At 66.0% G+C, this 17,702-nt stretch carries 23 protein-coding genes; 9 read left to right on the top strand and 14 right to left on the bottom strand.

The genetic code is table 11. The features are described 5' to 3' along the window. Window positions 1-2 precede the first annotated feature (2 nt). Complete coding sequence (locus TS85_RS21960) at window positions 3-656, bottom strand: polysaccharide biosynthesis/export family protein (RefSeq protein ID WP_077228746.1); 654 nt, start codon at window positions 654-656, stop codon at window positions 3-5. Between the two features lie 741 nt (window positions 657-1,397). On the opposite strand from TS85_RS21960, the gene TS85_RS21955 reads away from it, so the two are divergent. Beyond that, entirely contained in the window at window positions 1,398-1,679 is a 282-nt protein-coding gene (locus TS85_RS21955) for a hypothetical protein (protein ID WP_044335084.1), read from the top strand. A 747-nt stretch (window positions 1,680-2,426) separates the two neighbouring features. Beyond that, window positions 2,427-3,017: a helix-turn-helix transcriptional regulator gene (locus TS85_RS21950; protein WP_044335082.1), complete on the top strand. Its 591-nt coding sequence runs from the start codon at window positions 2,427-2,429 to the stop codon at window positions 3,015-3,017. Here TS85_RS21950 and TS85_RS21945 read toward each other — a convergent pair. The 6 genes from TS85_RS21945 to TS85_RS21920 all read right to left on the bottom strand — a co-directional run bounded on the left by TS85_RS21945 (window position 3,014) and on the right by TS85_RS21920 (window position 7,575). Continuing rightward, complete coding sequence (locus TS85_RS21945) at window positions 3,014-4,072, bottom strand: mechanosensitive ion channel family protein (protein ID WP_044335080.1); 1,059 nt, start codon at window positions 4,070-4,072, stop codon at window positions 3,014-3,016. The two genes, TS85_RS21950 and TS85_RS21945, sit on opposite strands and share 4 nt — an antisense overlap. Before the next feature lie 82 nt (window positions 4,073-4,154). Further along, the gene (locus tag TS85_RS21940) at window positions 4,155-5,165 is read right to left on the bottom strand and encodes a zinc-binding alcohol dehydrogenase family protein (RefSeq protein WP_044335078.1); all 1,011 of its coding nucleotides are present in this window, start codon (window positions 5,163-5,165) and stop codon (window positions 4,155-4,157) included. Window positions 5,166-5,295: 130 nt separating this feature from the next. Next, window positions 5,296-5,709, bottom strand: coding sequence for an arsenate reductase (glutaredoxin) (gene arsC / locus TS85_RS21935; RefSeq protein WP_044335075.1), 414 nt, complete (start codon window positions 5,707-5,709; stop codon window positions 5,296-5,298). Continuing rightward, entirely contained in the window at window positions 5,706-6,776 is a 1,071-nt protein-coding gene (gene arsB / locus TS85_RS21930) for an ACR3 family arsenite efflux transporter (protein ID WP_227698572.1), read from the bottom strand. The genes arsC and arsB overlap by 4 nt, the downstream gene beginning before the upstream one ends. Beyond that, on the bottom strand, window positions 6,773-7,126 hold the full coding sequence (locus TS85_RS21925) for an ArsR/SmtB family transcription factor (RefSeq protein ID WP_044336806.1): 354 nt from the start codon (window positions 7,124-7,126) through the stop codon (window positions 6,773-6,775). Before TS85_RS21925 ends, arsB begins: the two co-directional genes overlap by 4 nt. Further along, window positions 7,126-7,575, bottom strand: a complete 450-nt coding sequence (locus TS85_RS21920) for an ArsI/CadI family heavy metal resistance metalloenzyme (RefSeq protein WP_320407133.1) — start codon at window positions 7,573-7,575, stop codon at window positions 7,126-7,128. Before TS85_RS21920 ends, TS85_RS21925 begins: the two co-directional genes overlap by 1 nt. 289 nt (window positions 7,576-7,864) lie before the next feature. Here TS85_RS21920 and TS85_RS21915 point away from each other — a divergent pair, with 289 nt between their 5' ends. From TS85_RS21915 to TS85_RS21895, 5 genes are read left to right on the top strand one after another with little or no spacing between them, the layout of a single operon-like run. Continuing rightward, window positions 7,865-8,977 carry an S-(hydroxymethyl)glutathione dehydrogenase/class III alcohol dehydrogenase gene (locus TS85_RS21915; RefSeq protein WP_044335073.1) on the top strand — a complete coding sequence of 371 codons (1,113 nt, stop codon included), beginning with the start codon at window positions 7,865-7,867 and terminating at the stop codon, window positions 8,975-8,977. A 30-nt stretch (window positions 8,978-9,007) separates the two neighbouring features. Continuing rightward, complete coding sequence (locus TS85_RS21910; protein ID WP_044335071.1) at window positions 9,008-9,391, top strand: VOC family protein; 384 nt, start codon at window positions 9,008-9,010, stop codon at window positions 9,389-9,391. Then, on the top strand, window positions 9,388-10,224 hold the full coding sequence (gene fghA / locus TS85_RS21905) for an S-formylglutathione hydrolase (RefSeq protein ID WP_044335069.1): 837 nt from the start codon (window positions 9,388-9,390) through the stop codon (window positions 10,222-10,224). The genes TS85_RS21910 and fghA overlap by 4 nt, the downstream gene beginning before the upstream one ends. Next, complete coding sequence (locus TS85_RS21900) at window positions 10,221-11,126, top strand: TraB/GumN family protein (RefSeq protein WP_227698571.1); 906 nt, start codon at window positions 10,221-10,223, stop codon at window positions 11,124-11,126. The genes fghA and TS85_RS21900 overlap by 4 nt, the downstream gene beginning before the upstream one ends. A 37-nt stretch (window positions 11,127-11,163) precedes the next feature. Then, the gene (locus TS85_RS21895) at window positions 11,164-11,643 is read left to right on the top strand and encodes a DUF1440 domain-containing protein (RefSeq protein WP_044335068.1); all 480 of its coding nucleotides are present in this window, start codon (window positions 11,164-11,166) and stop codon (window positions 11,641-11,643) included. Here the strand turns inward: TS85_RS21895 and TS85_RS21890 are convergent. From TS85_RS21890 to TS85_RS21875, 5 genes are all read right to left on the bottom strand, one after another. Continuing rightward, on the bottom strand, window positions 11,640-12,401 hold the full coding sequence (locus TS85_RS21890) for an exonuclease domain-containing protein (protein ID WP_044335066.1): 762 nt from the start codon (window positions 12,399-12,401) through the stop codon (window positions 11,640-11,642). The genes TS85_RS21895 and TS85_RS21890 overlap by 4 nt on opposite strands. A 151-nt stretch (window positions 12,402-12,552) precedes the next feature. Continuing rightward, a complete protein-coding gene (locus TS85_RS25650; protein WP_155006522.1) occupies window positions 12,553-12,969 on the bottom strand; it encodes a hypothetical protein in 417 nt (138 codons plus the stop codon). A 97-nt stretch (window positions 12,970-13,066) separates the two neighbouring features. Then, on the bottom strand, window positions 13,067-14,449 hold the full coding sequence (gene pgmG, locus TS85_RS21885) for a phosphoglucomutase/phosphomannomutase PgmG (RefSeq protein WP_044335064.1): 1,383 nt from the start codon (window positions 14,447-14,449) through the stop codon (window positions 13,067-13,069). A 50-nt stretch (window positions 14,450-14,499) separates the two neighbouring features. After that, window positions 14,500-14,787, bottom strand: a complete 288-nt coding sequence (locus tag TS85_RS21880) for a DnaJ domain-containing protein (RefSeq protein WP_044335062.1) — start codon at window positions 14,785-14,787, stop codon at window positions 14,500-14,502. Continuing rightward, window positions 14,787-15,581: a division plane positioning ATPase MipZ gene (locus TS85_RS21875; protein ID WP_044335060.1), complete on the bottom strand. Its 795-nt coding sequence runs from the start codon at window positions 15,579-15,581 to the stop codon at window positions 14,787-14,789. Before TS85_RS21875 ends, TS85_RS21880 begins: the two co-directional genes overlap by 1 nt. 80 nt (window positions 15,582-15,661) lie before the next feature. Between TS85_RS21875 and panC the strand changes: the two genes are divergently transcribed. Both panC and TS85_RS21865 read left to right on the top strand, forming a co-directional pair. Beyond that, the gene (gene panC, locus TS85_RS21870) at window positions 15,662-16,510 is read left to right on the top strand and encodes a pantoate--beta-alanine ligase (protein WP_044335058.1); all 849 of its coding nucleotides are present in this window, start codon (window positions 15,662-15,664) and stop codon (window positions 16,508-16,510) included. 72 nt (window positions 16,511-16,582) lie between these two features. After that, entirely contained in the window at window positions 16,583-16,879 is a 297-nt protein-coding gene (locus TS85_RS21865) for an SEL1-like repeat protein (RefSeq protein ID WP_044335055.1), read from the top strand. Window positions 16,880-16,884: 5 nt separating this feature from the next. Here TS85_RS21865 and TS85_RS21860 read toward each other — a convergent pair whose 3' ends face one another. Together TS85_RS21860 and TS85_RS21855 are read right to left on the bottom strand one after the other, a co-directional pair. Continuing rightward, entirely contained in the window at window positions 16,885-17,211 is a 327-nt protein-coding gene (locus TS85_RS21860; protein WP_155006521.1) for a hypothetical protein, read from the bottom strand. Further along, window positions 17,208-17,660 carry a hypothetical protein gene (locus TS85_RS21855; protein WP_155006520.1) on the bottom strand — a complete coding sequence of 151 codons (453 nt, stop codon included), beginning with the start codon at window positions 17,658-17,660 and terminating at the stop codon, window positions 17,208-17,210. Before TS85_RS21855 ends, TS85_RS21860 begins: the two co-directional genes overlap by 4 nt. Window positions 17,661-17,702: the final 42 nt, after the last annotated feature.

The raw sequence follows: 17,702 nt of genomic DNA, 5'->3' as shown, positions 1-17,702 counted from the left end.
CACTACAGGCGCGTGAACAGCGCGAAGATGGGGCTAGCCTGAAGCACATCGCGCCAGATGGACTTCACATTGGAGAGGCCGACGACCACGATGTCGCCCGGCAGGATTTCGGGGTTGGCGGCGTCGCCGCGCCGGATCGACTGGAGGTCGAATTTCGCGCCCATCTGCACCCCGTCGATTCGGCGGAACACCGCCACTTCGCGGAGATGCGCGGTCCGGTCGGTGCCGCGGGCCATCGACACCATCGACAGAAGGTCCGAGGACCCGGCGATCGGATAGACGCCCGGCTGATTGACCGATCCTTCGACGGTAACCGTTCGCGACGGACTGGCAGTCAGCGAGACGACGACATCGGGACGCAACAGGGCACGGAGCGAAAGCTGGTCGCCGATCTCGCGGCGCAGCTCGTCGGCAGTCTTGCCCGCAAAGACGACCGAGCCCAGCAAGGGCATGGCGACGGTGCCGTCGCTGCCGATTTCGACGTCGGCGCGCGACAGGTCCGGTTCCCGCAAAACAGAAACGGATACCCGGTCAAAGGTTTGGAAGCGATACTTCTGAAGATCAGGCGCAGTCGAACTCGGGGGGAAATAGCCATAGGCCTCCTCCCCGCCCGCCAACGCCAGCGGCTTGGAGCAGCCGGACAGCACTAGAGCCATCGATAGTACCACGAGCAAGTTACGCAAATTCGGCCCCTAAATTGCGCATCGGTCGGCGGCGGAGCCCCGGCGCGGGGCCCCTCCTCGACCGGAATGGCTTGTGAACTGAGAGATGTCGGTGTTAGTTTGCGCAGGGTCACGCGGGCAGGGTGTCAACTTGATATGAGTCATTAAAGATCGATCCAGGGGCCAATCATTAACACTTAATTAGCCATCTACGCGTAATGATCGCCGCTGAGCCTGGTAGCCAAGCCATCGGCAGCAAGAGTAGCTAGTCGTAACTGCTGTGGAACCACTCCCCGCTCGTCGCGTTTTGCGGCGACCGCGCTGTCCAAGCCAGCGCGACAGTGCATGCATCTGGCGCCGCCCCTGCTGTCGGCGCCATGCTCGTCCGGTCGATGGCCGAGCAGGATGCACGTGAGGTGGGTCAGCGGCTGGGCCTGTTCGGTCGAGGCGGTGACGGAGTGTCGCGTAAGGAGGTGGTGAAATTGACTTGTGAGACGCATTTTCAGTTCCACCGCTGGGCTGCCTCCAAGGCACTGTTCTTCTTGCAATTAACCAAGCCTAATATTGCCGGCTGGTCGTCTTCATATTTGATTAGGCAGCCCCGATGAGCGGAGATTCATCACTTGCGTCCAAGCGTTCCCCGTACCGCGAGGCCAAAGCCCGCAACTCCCGCTTTTCGCGTTGCCGGCCGGCGGCGCGGGTCGCGCATTGCTCTATAATGTCCGGACGGCAGCCATGAACGCACCACAGGAAGGGACATCGTCGCAGGGATGGGTTCCGATCAGCAGATTGCCTTCGTTCGACGCCGTGCTGATCTGGAGCGATGGCCGTTGCGTCGTCGCCAGCCTGGTAGAAGGGGTTGACGCAGGGAAACGGTGGCGGGTGTTCATGGACGCGCGCAACGACGACCTGCTGCCTTGGCCAACCCACTGGATGGCACTCCCCCTGGCCCCGGCCGCGAGCGAATCCAACGACCAGGCGGCATTGCGTCAGACCTCGCAGAGCAACAGCTTCTGAAGCGACCCCAATCGTTTAGCCATATCCGCTTATCCGCTTTGGTAAGGGCCGGGCCTGTCAACGAGGCGTCGCGGCCCTTTTACGGGTCCGTATGGCTTGCCCACGGCAACGCGTGGGTACGCAACAGCGCGCCAATGAACGGCGCCTTTGCCAAACATCGCGAGGCCCGGGCGGGACGCTCGAGATGCCCTGCGGCATAGGGCAGCGCAGATTCGTCTCGAAGATGTTGATATAATTGATTTAAATATCGGGCCCCAATGGGGGGACGGTTTCCGAGTTATTTTTGCCGGCCGCACGACCTCGCAATATTTCGGCGGAAATCCGGCGCTAGAGCGGCGCTGTGAAACCCGGAATCGGCATCGGCACTTGTACTATGGCGCGTCGCGCGCCCAGTCGCGATCGAGCTAGCGACTGGCCATAGCAATTGCTAAGCACACTCAGCTTTTTGTAAACATCCCCGGTTGCCAATGCCTTACCGGCGAGTCTATAGACACACTGGTCTGACCCCCGGGTTACTTGGGCACTAGACAGATATGTCGGTTTCGGATTAAGCGACCGATTGGAACAAAATTATCAACGACTGGGAAGATGCTGCGACAGGCAGAAGTTGGGGATGGAATGCCGTCTCCCACAACGAAGAATTTAGGCAGCTTCTTTTGTGATGAACCGCTTTCAGCTGGCGCCTTATCGAAGCGCACTTTGCAATTTCTGTTCGCGTAACTGAACGTAGAGCACCCGGAGACTTGCTTGCTTACGCCCCTCGCCACAGATTATTTCTCCGAGCCCGCGGCGCAGGTATTGGCGTTGAAGTGGATTTCGCGAGAGGCGCGCGCGAGAATTTTGATCGATGACCACATGCGTCTATTATGGGCCAATTCCGGGGCCCAGACGTTACTTGAGGACGGGTTCGTTCTTGCGCTGCACGCCGGGCGTCTGAAAGCCGATTCAGCCGCGACTTACGACAAATTGGTCGACTTCATCCAGAACTGTGGAAGCACTGTTTCGATACTATTGCTGCCAAGTAAAAAGGGCGGACACCTGATTCTCCGGTCTCAGCTTTTAGGCCGCGAGGGCGAACGACATTTCTTCGGGGTCCAGCTTTCGCGAACGTCGCAATATCAACCCGAATATGTCGATCTGTCTGCGGCATTCGGGCTCACCCAGGCCGAACACCGCATGATCATGCAATTGATGCGCGGACAGACTGCGGATGAAATCGCCGCGCTCGAGGGAATCGCAATTGGCACGGTGCGCACTCATATTCGCCATATCTATGAAAAGCTTAATGTAACGTCGCGCGAAGCGCTGTTCCGCGTCGTCGGGCCGTATCAGCTTTAGGGCTGCAGGAACGCGAGCTCGCCGCGGCGGCGCACGATCGCCTCGGGCATTTCGGTGCGGATGAAGTCGAGCATCGCCTCGCGCACTTCGCAGCGCAGGTCGAATGCAGTCGAGGCGTCGGCGGCGGTCATCAGCGCGCGGACTTCGATCGCCTCGGGCTTGGTGTCGGTCACCTGGAGGTTATAGAATCGCCCATCCCAGCGCGCGCTGGCCTTGACCACCTGCTCGAGTCGCGCGCGCAGCCGGGGCACGTCGCATGCCGGGTCGAGATACCAGAACACGCTGCCCAGGAGCTGGCTGGTCTGGCGCGTCCAGTTCTGGAAGCTCTCCTCGAGGAACTTGGACACCGGCACCACCAGCCGGCGCTCGTCCCAGATCCTGACCACGACATAGGTCAGCCGGATTTCCTCGATCCGGCCCCATTCGCCATCGATGATGACGACGTCGTCGAGCCGGATCGGCTCGGTGAACGCCATCTGCAATCCGCCGATCAGGTTCTTGAGCGCAGGCTGTGCCGCGGCGCCGACCGCCAGCGCGGCAAGACCCGCCGATGCGATCAGCGTCACGCCGATGCTCCGCACGCTCGGGATGCTCATCAGCATCAGGCAGAAGGTGATGAGCAGCACCACGAACACGGCGATGCGGTACAGGATGCCGGCGCGGGTCCGGCGCCGACGGGCGCGGAGATTGTCGGCAACGCTGATATCGGCGCGCGCCAGCACCGTGTCGGTCATCACCCCGAGCACCGCCACTGCGGTCCAGCCGAGCAGCGCCGGAAAGATCAGCCCGGCCAGCTGGGTCCAGACGCGAACGCCCTGCTCGCCCAGCGCCAGCCCCGAATGGATCGACGACAGCGCGAATGCGACCAGCAGCCACCGCGCAGGCCCGTGCAGCCGGCGGATCAGAATGTCGTCGAGACCCGTCGAGGTCCGCGCCGCCGCACGGTGGCTGACCTGAAGCAGGAGCCAGTGCAAGACGAGCGCGACGACGACGGCAAGCGCTGCGAGGCCCAGGCTCCATAGCCATGCGGGAATGGCCGCGGCGAACCGCTCCATGCGAAACTCCTTCGATTGTCGCTATTCCGCAGTGCAACAATGGAGGTCCGCCGAGGGTTCCAACCCGCCGGCGCCCGCGCGCTCAGAACGAAGCGATCGCCTTCAGCACATGGTCGGCATCGGCGATCAGCTCGGGCACCCGCGTCGGCGTGTCGAGCGCCGAGAAACTGTGGGTGTGGAGCGCCGCAGTCGGAATATCGCCGGCCTTGATCGCGGCGATCACCCGCTCGAAATCGGCGGTGAGCGCATTGCGGCTGGCGAACAACGTCGCCTCGCGCTTGTGGAATTCGGGGTCGGGCAGCACGAGGTCGCCCGGCGCGACGCCGACATACACCAGCCGCCCGCCATGCGCGACATAGCCAAGGCTCGCCGCCATCGCCGCCAGCGCGCCGGTCGCGTCGAACACCACATCGAACATCTCGCCCCCGGTCCGCGCGCGCAGCGCGTCGGCCAGCCCCGCATCGGCCAGCGCGACGTCTTCGAATCCCAATGCGCGCCGGGCATAGTCCAGCCGCGCCGCGCGCGTGTCGACCAACGTCACCACGCCCCCCGAAAGCCGGGCGAACAATGCCGCGGCAACCCCGATCGGCCCCGCCCCCACCACCAGCACGCGCTCGCCGTCGATCGCCCCGGCGCGCGCCACGGCATGCGCACCGATCGCCAGGAACTCGATCATCGCCGCCTGGTCGAGCGTCAGCCCGGTGGCGTCCACCACCGCGCGCTCGGGCACCGCGAGCAGCTCGCACATCCCGCCATCGGCATGCACGCCCAGCACCTGGATCTGCGTACAGGCATTGGGCTTGCCTTTGCGGCACGCGATGCAGGTGCCACAGGCGAGATAGGGATTGATCGCCACGGTCTGGCCGGGGGTGAAGGCCGATCCCGGCGGCACGCTCTCGACCTCGCCGCCCAGTTCATGCCCGATCACGCGCGGATAGTTCAGGAACGGATGGCGCCCCGAGAAGATGTGATAATCGGTCCCGCACAGCCCGATGCGGCGGATGCGCACCAGCACTTCGCCCGCACCGACCTCGGGCGCTGCGCGTTCCTCGATACCGAGGCTGAACGGCGCGTTGCATATGACGACTTTCACGGCGTTCTCACCTTGTCCTGCGCGGCATTTCGCCGACTGCTAGCGTATATGCAATCACGCTATCATAATTGCAAAGACAAGATTGGTCGCGGTCGGGCTGGCCCTCGCCGGAACTCGGCCTGTTCGCGCGCTATCGCGCCGGTCGAACGATCTCGCCATCTTCCTTGGTGAAGGTGTCGGGCACCCGGTCGAGCAGCGGCAGCACCGCCTCGGACGGGCGACACAGCCGCGTGCCCCTGGGCGTCACGACGATCGGGCGGTTGACCAGGATCGGGTGGGCGAGCATCGCCTCCAGGATCGCCGCATCCGACGTGCCAGGATCGAGCAGCCCCAGTTCGGCAGCGGGCGTGCCCTTCTCGCGCAACAGATCGCGCGGCGCTGCGCCCATCGCGGCGAGCAGCCCCTCCAGCGTCGCGCGCGTCCACCCCGTCTTGCGATACTCGATCACGGTCGGCGCATATCCCGCAGCCTCGATCATCGCGAGCGTGTTGCGCGACGTGCCGCAATCGGGGTTGTGATAGAGGGTGATCGGGAAATCGCTCATGCCTTACCCTTTCTCACGGCGGCGCCGCGCTCATACCAGCCCTTCGACCGGTTCACGATCGCAACCACCGACAGCATCACCGGCACTTCGACCAGCACGCCCACCACCGTCGCCAGGGCGGCCCCAGATTTCAGCCCGAACAGCCCGATCGCCGCCGCAACCGCCAGTTCGAAGAAATTGCTCGCGCCGATCAGCGCGGACGGCCCCGCGACGCAATGCGCCTCGCCCGTGGCGCGATTGAGCAGATAGGCTATCCCGGCATTGCAATAGACCTGGATCAGGATCGGCACCGCGAGCAGCGCAATCACCAGCGGCTGCGCGACGATCGCGTCGCCCTGAAACCCGAACAGCAGCACCAGAGTCGCGAGCAGCGCGACCAGCGACACCGGCCCCAGCCGGGCGAGCAGCCGCGCCAGCGCCGTCTCCCCGCCGCGCGCCAGCACGACGCGACGGACGATCTGCGCCAGTATCACCGGCGCGACGATGTACAGCGCGACCGACAGGAGCAACGTCGCCCAGGGCACGGTGACCGCGGCGACGCCGAGCAACAGCCCGACGATCGGCGCGAACAGCACCACCATCAGCGCGTCGTTCAGCGCGACCTGGCTCAAAGTGAACGCCGGATCGCCGTCGCACAGGTTCGACCAGACGAACACCATCGCCGTGCACGGCGCGGCGGCAAGCAGGATCAGCCCGGCGATATAGGACGGCCCCTGCCCCGCAGGCAGCAGCGGCGCGAACAGCCATCCGATGAACACAGCACCCAGCACCGCCATCGAAAAGGGCTTGATCGCCCAATTGACGAACAGCGTGACGCCCACCCCACGCCAATGCCGCCGCACACTGGCCAGCGCGCCGAAATCGATCTTGAGCAGCATCGGCACGATCATCAGCCAGACCAAAGCCGCCACGGGCAGGTTGACGCTGGCGACCTCGGCGCGCCCGATCGCGGCGAAGAGCGGCGACAGGAAATGCCCCGCCGCGACCCCGACGACGATGCACAGCGCGACCCAGAGCGTCAGATAGCGTTCGAACAGGCCCATTACGGGTCGCGCCGCCGCGCTCATTTCGCGTGCCCGGCGCAACAGGCGGCCTGCTCGGCGATCTCGGGCAACGCCCCGCAAATCTCCGGACGCCCCGCGCAGCAATCGGCGACCAGGAACCCCATCAGCTCGCCCATCGCCGCATAATCCGCCGAATAGACGATCGATCGCCCGTCACGCCGCGACCGGACCAGCCCGGCATGGCCCAGGATGGTCAAATGAGTGGACAGCGTGTTGGGCCGCACCCCCACTTCGCGCGCGATCTCCCCCGCCGCCATGCCGGGCTCCCCGGCCCGGACGAGCAGGCGGAACACCGCGAGCCGGCTGGCATGCGCCAGCGCCGACAGCGCCTCGACGGCGACGGGCAATTGCATCAGCAGCACGCCGGCTTGGCGACCGGCTGCGGCGCGCAGCACGCACCACCCGCCGCGGCTTCAGGAAGCACTTCGTCCTCGCCATAGGCCGTGGCCTCGCCATGCGTGAAGAAGCTCTCCCACCGCACTCCCGCCGGATCGGTGACCCAGGACTTGTCCGACTGCGCATAGCAACAGGTCGTCGCTTCCTGGTCGAAGGTCGCGGCCCCCGCCGCCTTCAACCGCGCCGCGATCTCCGCCAGCTCGGCGGGGCTGTCGGTCTGGATGCCGACATGGTCGACGCCGGTAGCGCGCGCCCGCGACGATATCGCGAAATTGACGCGCGGGTCGTCGAGCATCCACTTGGCGTAATCGTCCTTGGTCACGCTCGGCGCGGCGTTGAACAGGCTGGTGTAGAAGGACACCGCCTGGCGGATGTCGGGTACGCTCACGTGCAGGTGAAGGCGCATGATGGGCTCCTGTCGATTCGATATTTCGAATACACCCGAACTATCGAATCGCCAAGCCCTTCGCCGATACGGCATTGGCCATCGCGTGCCTGCGCCTTTTCCCTCTCCCATTGGGAGAGGGAGGGAGCGCCGAAGGCGCGGAAGGGTGAGGGGGACGATAGTGGACGTGACCCCCTTCGCCAGCACGGATGGCTAGCTGCCCCGGCTTCGATCGCCCCGCAGCCGGGCTGACGCTTGCATCCGGCGGCGGTTTCGATGATCAGACCCGCGCAGACTTTGGAGCCCCGATATGAAGACTCGTGCCGCCGTCGCGTTCGAAGCGAAGAAGCCGCTGGAGATCGTCGAACTCGACCTTGAAGGGCCAAAGGCGGGCGAAGTGCTGGTCGAGATCATGGCGACCGGCATCTGCCACACCGACGCCTATACGCTTGACGGGCTCGACAGCGAGGGGCTGTTCCCCTCGGTGCTCGGGCATGAAGGCGCGGGCATCGTGCGCGAAGTCGGCGCGGGGGTGACCAGCGTGGCGCCGGGCGACCATGTCATCCCGCTCTACACCCCCGAATGCCGCCAGTGTAAGTCGTGCCTCAGCGGCAAGACCAACCTCTGCACCGCGATCCGCGCGACGCAGGGCAAGGGGCTGATGCCCGACGGCACGACGCGTTTCAGCTATAAGGGGCAGCCGATCTTCCATTATATGGGCTGCTCGACTTTCTCGAACTTCACCGTGCTGCCCGAAATCGCGCTGGCGAAGATCCGCGAGGACGCGCCGTTCAAGACAAGCTGCTATATCGGCTGCGGCGTCACCACCGGGGTGGGCGCCGTGGTAAACACCGCGAAGGTCCAGGTCGGCGACAATATCGTCGTGTTCGGGCTGGGCGGAATCGGGCTGAACGTGCTCCAGGGCGCACGGCTGGCGGGCGCGAACCGGATCATCGGCGTCGACATCAACCCTGACCGCGAGGAATGGGGCCGCCGCTTCGGCATGACCGATTTCGTCGACGGCCGCGGCAAGTCGCGCGAAGAGACGATCGCCGAAATCCTGGCGCTTACCGATGGCGGCGCCGACTTCACCTTTGACTGCACCGGCAATACCGAAGTGATGCGTACCGCGCTGGAGGCGTGCCATCGCGGCTGGGGCACCAGCATCGTGATCGGCGTGGCCGAGGCGGGCAAGGAAATCAGCACCCGCCCCTTCCAGCTCGTCACCGGGCGCAACTGGCGCGGCACTGCGTTCGGCGGCGCCAAGGGCCGCACCGATGTGCCGAAGATCGTCGACTGGTACATGAACGGCAAGATCGAGATCGATCCGATGATCACCCATGTCCTGACGCTGGAAGAGATCAACAAAGGCTTCGACCTGATGCATGCGGGCGAGAGTATCCGCAGCGTCGTGGTGTATTGATCTGAAACGCTAAATTCGGGAGAGACTGCAATGTTTACGCACATGATGGTCGGCACCAACGACGTGGCCCGCGCGCGCGGCTTCTACGATGCGGCACTGGGCGCGCTGGGGATCGGGGCGGGGTTCGATGCGGGCACGCGCGTCTATTATCGCAGTGCGCAGGGCGCGTTCGGAGTCGGCCTGCCCGCCGATGGCGCGCCTGCGAGCGCGGCGAATGGCGGGACGATCGGCTTTGCCGCACCGGACAAGGCGGCGGTCGATGCCTTCCACGCCGCCGGGTTGGCACAGGGCGGAACCTGCGAAGGCGCGCCGGGCAAGCGCGCCAACGCGCCGGGCAACGCCTATGGCGCCTATCTGCGCGATCCCGACGGCAACAAGATCTGCGCCTTCTGCCAGCTCCCCGCCGACGCATGACACTCACGACAGTCTCGGAAAACCGCGCGTTCGGCGGCGTGCAGGGCGTGTACCGGCACGCATCGGCGGCGACGGGCACCGACATGACCTTCTCGGTCTATGTCCCCCCGCACGCGGCGGGAGCGTCGTTGCCGGTACTATGGTACCTGTCGGGGCTGACCTGCACCCATGCCAACGTCACCGAAAAGGGCGAGTTTCGCCGCGCCTGCGCCGAAGCCGGAGTGATCTTCATCGCCCCCGACACCTCGCCCCGCGGCGAGGGCGTGGCCGACGATCCCGCCTATGATTTCGGCCAGGGCGCGGGCTTCTATGTCGATGCGACGGAGGCGCCCTGGGCACCGCACTTCGCGATGCGCTCCTATATCGAGGACGAACTTCCCGCGCTGATCGCGGCGCATTTCCCGGCGGACATGGCCCGACAAGGGATCACCGGCCATTCGATGGGCGGCCACGGCGCGCTCACGATCGCGCTGCGCAACCCCGATCGTTACGCATGCGTATCGGCTTTCGCACCGATCGCGGCACCGGGACAGGTCCCCTGGGGCGAGAAGGCGCTGAGTGGCTATCTGGGCGATGATCGTCACCTTTGGCGCGCGCATGACGCCGTCGCGCTGATCGAGGACGGCGCGCGGCTGCCCGAGCTGCTGGTCGATGTGGGCGACGCCGATCCGTTCCTAGAGCAATTGCGTCCCGACCTGCTCGAGGCAGCCTGCGCCACCGCCGGGATCGCCCTGACGCTGCGCCGCCAGCCGGGCTACGACCACAGCTATTACTTCATTTCGACCTTCATGGCCGAGCATGTCGGCTGGCACGCCGAGCGGCTCGCGCGATGACTTGGCTCTCTGCGCGGATCGTCCGCATGTCCCGCACGCTGGCCCCCGCGCTGGCGCTGCTGTTCGCCCCCACGGCCCAGGCACAGGCCGCGCAGGACGCTGATCCGGCGCTATGGGTGGTCAGGGACGAAGACACGACGATCTACCTGTTCGGGACGATCCATGTCCTCAAGCCCGGGCTGAGCTGGTTCGACGAGGCCGTCCGGGATGCCTTCGACAAGAGCGGCGAGCTGGTGATCGAGATGATCCAGCCCGACGCCGCGACCGCGCAGGCGACCCTGCTCCCCCTCGCGATGAACGCATCGGGCCCGACGCTGACCGAGAAGCTGCCCGCGGACAAGCGCCCGGCCATCGCAAAGGCGGCGGGCGATCTGCGCTTTCCGCTGGCGGTGCTCGACCGCTTCGATCCCTGGTTCGCCGCGATCACGCTGACGATGGCAGGGCTGCCGCGGCTTGGCTATGATCCCGAAAGCGGCGCCGAACAGGTGCTCCAGGCCGCGGCCAAGGCAGCGGGCAAGCCCGTGCGCGGGCTCGAGACCTTCGAGCAGCAGCTCGGCTATCTCGACGGCCTGCCCGAGCCGGTGCAGGTCAGGTTCCTCGTCTCCACGCTCGACGAAATGCCCAAAATGGGCGCCGAGCTCGACAAGATGGTGACGAGCTGGGCCAAGGGCGATCCCGACACGCTCGCCGTGACGATGAACGAAGGCATGCGCGAGACGCCCGAGCTGGGCAAGGTCCTGCTCACCGACCGCAACGCCCGCTGGGCGAAGTGGATCGAGCAGCGCTTGGCGCAGCCCGGCACCGTGTTCATCGCAGTCGGCGCCGGCCACCTGGCGGGCAGGGACAGCGTCCAGGCGCAGCTCGCAAAACACAAGTTGCGGGCCGTGCGCATCGCTTACTGAGGTTCGCGCGTTCGACCCTTCCCGACAGGAGTAGCGCATGGCACAGGCACCTCGACCCTTTCTCGGACTGGCAGCCGGCATCGCCGCCGGGCTCGTCGCATCGGCGGCAATGGCGGCCTTCCAGTCCCAGGCGGCAAAGCTGCTCCCCGACGAGGGCGGCGAGGACCCCGCGACGGTCAAGGCCGCCGATGCGGCCAGCAAGGCGGTGATCGGCGATCCGGTGCCCGAGCCCTATCGCGAGCCCGCGGGGCAGGCGGTGCACTATATCGTCGGCGCCGTGCTCGGCGGCATCTATGGCGTGGTCGCCGAGTACCGGCCCGAGGCGCGATCGGGGTTCGGCAGCGCCTATGGCATCGCCACCTCCGCGCTGCTCGACGAGGGCGCAGTCCCCGCCGCGGGGTTGGGCTCGGCTCCGCAGGATACCTCGCTGCCCTTCCACGCCTATGGCGCCGCCTCGCACCTGGTGTACGGCTGGGTGCTGGAGGGCGTCCGCCGGCTGCTCGCGGGCAAGCGCTAAAGCAGCAAATCCATGCTCGAGCTGCGCCCCACCGCGCCCCCACCCCGGCGGCGGGCCAGCTCATGCTCGGCGGAAAAGCGGATATCGGCGTCGCGATCGTCGAGGAACCCGGCGAGCGCATCGTCGTCGATCTCGCACCACTCCTTGCCGCGATCGGGGCCATAGCGGACGCGCGGCTCGAGCGCGGGCTCCTTCGACCAGGCGATAAGCTGGGCGACGCTCGCCTCGTTCAGCATGTCGCGCAGGTGGAATGCAGTGACATAGGCATCGGGAAAGGCGCGGTGCGCGGGCAGCCCGCGCTCATGCTCCATACCCTCGGGCTTGCGGAAATAGCGCAGGAACTGGTTCGAAAAGCCCGGCGTCCCCGGCCATAGCCGCAGCGCGCATTTATAGGTGCAGATCCAATCCGCGCCCCGAGTGAGAGAGGACGTGCAGAACTGCTCCTCGAAACTCGCCCGATGCGCCGCAAGCGCCACGCGGCGGGGCCAGGGATCGAGGATCGGGCGCGCGACATCGTGCCACCCCGGCGCGTCGGCGACATCCTCGTCGCGAATATGGTGGATCGCCATGGTCAGCGGAGGGATCGGCCGCCCCGGATTGACGAGCCGACTGCCCCCTTCACCCTCCAGTTCCCAACGACCGTCGGGCTGGAGCGCGACATCCTGCCACCCGATCTCGCACACCCCGTGCGCGGGCGGCGCCTGGCCGGTGGTCTCAAGATCGATGACGCGGATGATGGAGCGGGGGGGCAGAGCCATGCCCGGCGATGTGGCGGTTCGGCGGTGGGATTGCGAGTCGAAACTGGGGGGGCGTGGGCGGAGGTGCATCAGGGGACGCGGCGGGTTTGCGAGCGTCTAACCGTAATGCGAACGTGATGCGCTTTGCATCAAGCGCGACCGACTTTCGTGCTCAATGACCGACGCCAGATGCCCAAAGCCGCGCACTAAACTTGTTTGGATCTTTCGAAGGAGGATCATCAAGATCGTTTCGAATATGCCAAACCAGCAGCGACCATAGCCTGTCGTGCTGCTCGATCTTCATGTTAGCGGCGTTCGATACCGCTATCTCGTTCGTAAAAGCGTGAAGAGCTTCGATCACCGAATTCGATGCTATCAAATGCAAATTGTTCACCGCGGTCGCAAATCGAACTTGCGTATCTCGTGGCGAATTTTTGCCGACTATACCGCTGGCAGCGCCAAAAAACTCTTCATAGTAAGCGAGCTTTTTCGCTCGCCAAACAGCTTCGCGCTCCTTCTGTTTCGTCAGGTAGATTGCACCCGCCGATGCGATGATCGCAGCAATCGCGGAGATGAGAGCGGTCAGCATGAGGTTAGCGTATAGGACGATTAGACAGAAGGCGACTCACCCAGCGCATCCATCGCCCGCAAAAAAGGCCCCTCCACCGGAGAGGCCCTTCCCTAAATCAATGCGCCGCCTGCGGCCCGCGCTCCAGCCCGCTGGCCGCCAACTGCGCGTCGATCATCGCCATCAGGCGGTCCAGCCCTTCCTGCGACTTCGCCTCGGCGCGGGCGACCAGCACGTCCTGGGTGTTCGACGCGCGCAGCAGCCACCAGCCATCGGGGGTGTTCACCCGCGCGCCGTCGGTGCGGTTGACGTCGGCGCCCTCGGCTTCCAGCCGCGCGAGGATCTCGTCGATCACTGCGAATTTGCGCGTGTCGGAGACCTGGAAGCGCATTTCCGGCGTGTTGATCATCGCCGGCATCTCGTCCTTGAGCTGGGTCAGCGACTTGCCGATCACATGCAGCGCCTGGATCAGCCGCACCGCCGCATATTGCGCGTCGTCGAAGCCGTAGTAATCCTGCGCGAAGAAGATGTGGCCGCTCATCTCGCCGGCTAGCGGCGCATGGGTTTCCTTCATCTTGGTCTTGATCAGGCTGTGCCCGGTCTTCCACATCAAGGGCACGCCGCCCAGTTCGGCGATGCGGTCGTACAGCGCCTGGCTGGCCTTCACATCGGCGATGATCGTGGCACCCGGCTCGACGCGGAGCACGGGTTCGGCCAGAACGGACAGAAGCTGGTCGCCCCACACCACGCGTCCCTGCCCGTCGATCGCGCCCAGCCGGTCGCCGTCGCCATCGAATGCCAGTCCGAAATCGAGGCTCTTCTCGGCGACAAGGCGCTTCAGATCGGCGAGGTTCTTTTCCTCGGTAGGATCGGGATGATGGTTGGGGAAATTGCCGTCCACTTCGGTGAAGATCGTGTGATGCTCACCCGGGAGCAGCTTGACGAGCTTGTCCACCACCGGGCCGGCGGCGCCATTGCCCGCGTCCCAGCCGATCCGGAACGTACCGCCCGCATAGCCCGCCATCAGCCGGCCGACATAGGCGTCGAGAATCTCGTAATCAGTGACGGTGCCCGTGCCGTCCTCCCAATCGCCTTCCGCCGCCATGCGGCCCAGCGTCTGGATGTCCTCGCCGAAAAACGGGCGATGCTGGAACACCATCTTGAAGCCGTTATAATTGCCGGGATTGTGGCTGCCGGTTATCTGGATGCCGCCATCCACTTCTAACGTCGCCTCGGCGTAATAGAGCATCGGCGTCGGCCCCATGCCGATCCGCACCACGTCGCAACCCGATTCGGTCAGCCCGGCGACCAGCGCCTCCTCGAGCATCGGCGACGACAGCCGCCCGTCGCGACCCACGGCGACGCGGTGCCCGCCCGCGCGGCGGAGCAAAGTCGCGAAGCCGCGACCGATGGCGCGGGCGTCATCCGGGCCGAGCGCTTCGCCGACGATACCGCGAATATCGTATTCGCGCAGCGAGGTGGGGTCGAAACGATGCGTCATGGAGCCTCCCGAAGATGATGCCAGCCTAATTCCCCAGTCCGGCGGAAAGTTCAATTGCGCACGCGCAACAACAGGTCTCGCGCCGCATTTATTCTGCGCGTCAGCTCGACCGATCCGCCCTTGTCGGGATGCAGCGCGAGCACCAGCCGGCGATGCGCGGCGCGGATCGCATCCGCATCGGCATCAGCGCCCACCCCCAGGATCGCGCGCGCCTCGTCCTCCGCCGGCGGCGGGGACGGCGGCGCGGGCGGGGCCTGGCGCACGGGCTTGCGCCGCGGCTTGCCCCAGTAGATCCAGGCAGCGGCAAAGACCGCTGCCGCCAGCAGGAACTGGAACATCAGGCGAAGAGCGGCGGCGTGTGCTCGGGCAGCGCGAGCCCCGCCATCATCTCGCGCAGTTCCTGCCGCGCGGCGACATGGCTGAGCCCCATCTCGCCGAATTCGCGCGCGTCGAGCATCGTCAGCCCCTGCGGGAACAGCTCGCGATAGATCACCCGCTCGGACAGGCCGGAGATCACGCGGAATCCGACGCGCTTCGAAAGCTGGTCGATCGCGTCCGAGACACGGCGCATGTTGCGCGCCTCGATATGCTGCATCCGGTTGCGCAGGACGACCCAGTCGATCGTCTCGCCATCGGCCTTTGCCCGGCGCTTGCGCGACTCCCAGATCAGCTCGGAATAGAAGCTGGGGCGCAGCACCCGGAACGTCTCGGGATCGACTTGCCCGATCAGGTCGAAATCGACGAAGCTGTCGTTCATCGGGGTGACCAGCGTATCGGCATTGGTGACCGAAATGCGCGCGAACTTGTCGTCGCGGCCCGGCGTGTCGATCACGAGGAAATCGGCATCCTGGCCCAGCCGGTCGAGCGTTTCGGAAAAGAAATCCATGCTCTCGCCGTCATGCGTCTCATAGACCGGCATGGGCAGCGGGCGGCCCTTGCGCCGCATCGTCTCTGCGCGATTGTCGAGATAGCGGCCCATCGTGCGCTGGCGGTGATCCAGGTCGAAGCACGCTACCTTCGATCCGCGCGCGGCGAGCGCGATCGCCGCATGGACCGCGGTGGTGGATTTGCCCGTCCCGCCCTTCTCGTTCGCGAACACGAGGACGTGCAGCCGCTTCGGTCCATCGCTCACGCCACATACTTCCTTTGTTGATCGTTTCGCACGCCCCCCATAGAAGGCCGCCCCTGACGTCTTATCGAAAGTGTTAATGCGTGCAAACCGTCCGTAGCCTCGAAGCGCTTCGCGAAGCCGTATCGGCGTTTCGAAAGGCGGGCGAGCGCGTGGCGCTGGTGCCGACCATGGGCGCGCTGCATGACGGGCATATGGCGCTGGTCGATGCCGCCCGGCGCGCGGCCGACCGGGTGGTCGTGTCGATCTTCGTCAACCCGACCCAGTTCGCGCCGAGCGAGGATTTCAGCCGCTATCCCCGCAAGGAGCTTCAGGATTCGCGGATGCTGGCGGGTGCCGGCGCCGACCTGTTGTGGCTCCCCCCGGTCGAGGCGATGTATCCAGCGGGGTTCGCGACCACCATCGCTGTCGGCGGCGTCAGCGACGTGCTCGACGGGACTTCGCGCCCGACGCATTTCGCCGGGGTCGCGACGGTGGTGCTCAAGCTGTTCAACCAGGTCCGCCCCGATGTCGCGCTGTTCGGCGAGAAGGACTGGCAGCAACTGGCGGTGATTCGGCGCATGGCGATCGATCTCGACCTCGCCATCGACGTGCTCGGCGTGCCGACGCAGCGCGGGGATGACGGCCTCGCGCTGTCGTCGCGCAACGCCTATCTGCTGCCCGAGGAACGGACGCGCGCCGTCGCGCTGCCGCGCGCGCTGGGCGTCGCCGAACGCGCGATTGCCCGTGGCGGCGATGCCGATTCGGCGCTGGCGCAGGCGCGCGATTCGCTGGCGGCGGCGGGGTTCGAGGTAGACTATGTCGCGCTGGCCGATGCCGAGACGCTGGGCGCGCCGGAGCCAGGCCGCCCGCTCCGCCTGCTCGCCGCGGCGCGGATCGGCGGCACGCGCCTTATCGACAATATCCCGGTAAACCTGAACGAAGACGGTTAACGCTGTTAACCCTTTATTCTGATTTCCTCGCCTAGCCTGGCAGGCACGAGGGAAAAGAACAGGGGTAATGATATGGCCAACGGCCTTGGAAGCACGCCTTTCCTGATCGAGAGCCGGCTTCGGCAAGCGGCACGCGGCGACGCCAATGCGTGCTTCGATCTCGGCGTCGTCTATTCGAGCGGCGCCGAGGGCGTCGGCGTCGACCTGATCGAAGCGCATAAATGGTTCAACATCGCCGCAGCATCGGGCAGCGAGAGCGCGCATATGTGCCGCGCCGAAATCGCCGAGGACATGACTGCGCGAGAGATCATCGCGGCGCAAAAGGCGGCGCGCGCATGGCTGCGCGCTACGACACTCCGCGCGGCCTGACCGGCTCAACCCCGGCGAAACCGGCGCACCATCAGGAATGCAGTCGGCAGCCCCACGACGACGCCGATGACGAGAGCATAGACCAGGAAGAACACCAGGGCGAACACGACCATCCCGGCGCCCTGCCGTGCCGCCGCATCGCCGCCACCGCCCAGGGTGACGGCAGTAGCCACGGCGAACAGCGCCACGGCGCACACCGGAAAGCTGAGTGCGGCCCCCATCGCCTGCGCGTGCGCGCTGCCCCGCGGCCAGCGCGACACGAGGAGCCACGCCGCGAGCGTCGTCAGCGCGAACGCCGCGAGCACCGATCCGAGCAGAAACCCCAATGTCACGCGCAGGGCGTCGCGGGCAGCGTCTTCGCCGCGCCGGCGAGCGACAGCACCGCGCTGCGCCCGTCGGCATAGCGCAGCGTCACGACGTCGCCCCAGCGCAGGTTGGTCCACAGCGCGCGCACCTCCGCGCTCTGGGCGGCGGCAGTGGCGCGGCGGGTGTCGTCGGTCGCGAAGGCCGATTCGCGCGTCTCTTCGCGCGTCGAGGCGGCAAGTTGCAGCGCGGTTCCTGGCGGGGGCGCCTTCCCCTTGATCTGCGTCCCCAGCGCGATCGTCCCGTCCGCGCGGCACGACAGCAGCAGCGCCGCCCCGGTCGGGCGATCCCATTCGCCGGCGGCATATTCGCCGATCCCGTTCTGGTAGCTGTAGCTCCAAAGACTGTCCGCATGCTGCGCCATGGCGAGCGGCGCGAGGCTCAGCGCGGACAACAGGGCGAGTGGTCTGGCAATCATCGGCCTTATCCTCCGGACACGGGCTCGCAAGCCCGGCCCGGA

This window comes from Sphingomonas hengshuiensis (assembly GCF_000935025.1).
GTDB classification, from domain to species: domain Bacteria; phylum Pseudomonadota; class Alphaproteobacteria; order Sphingomonadales; family Sphingomonadaceae; genus Sphingomonas; species Sphingomonas hengshuiensis.
Note: the sequence above shows the minus strand (reverse complement) of the source record. Positions and strands in the feature narration are given on the sequence as shown.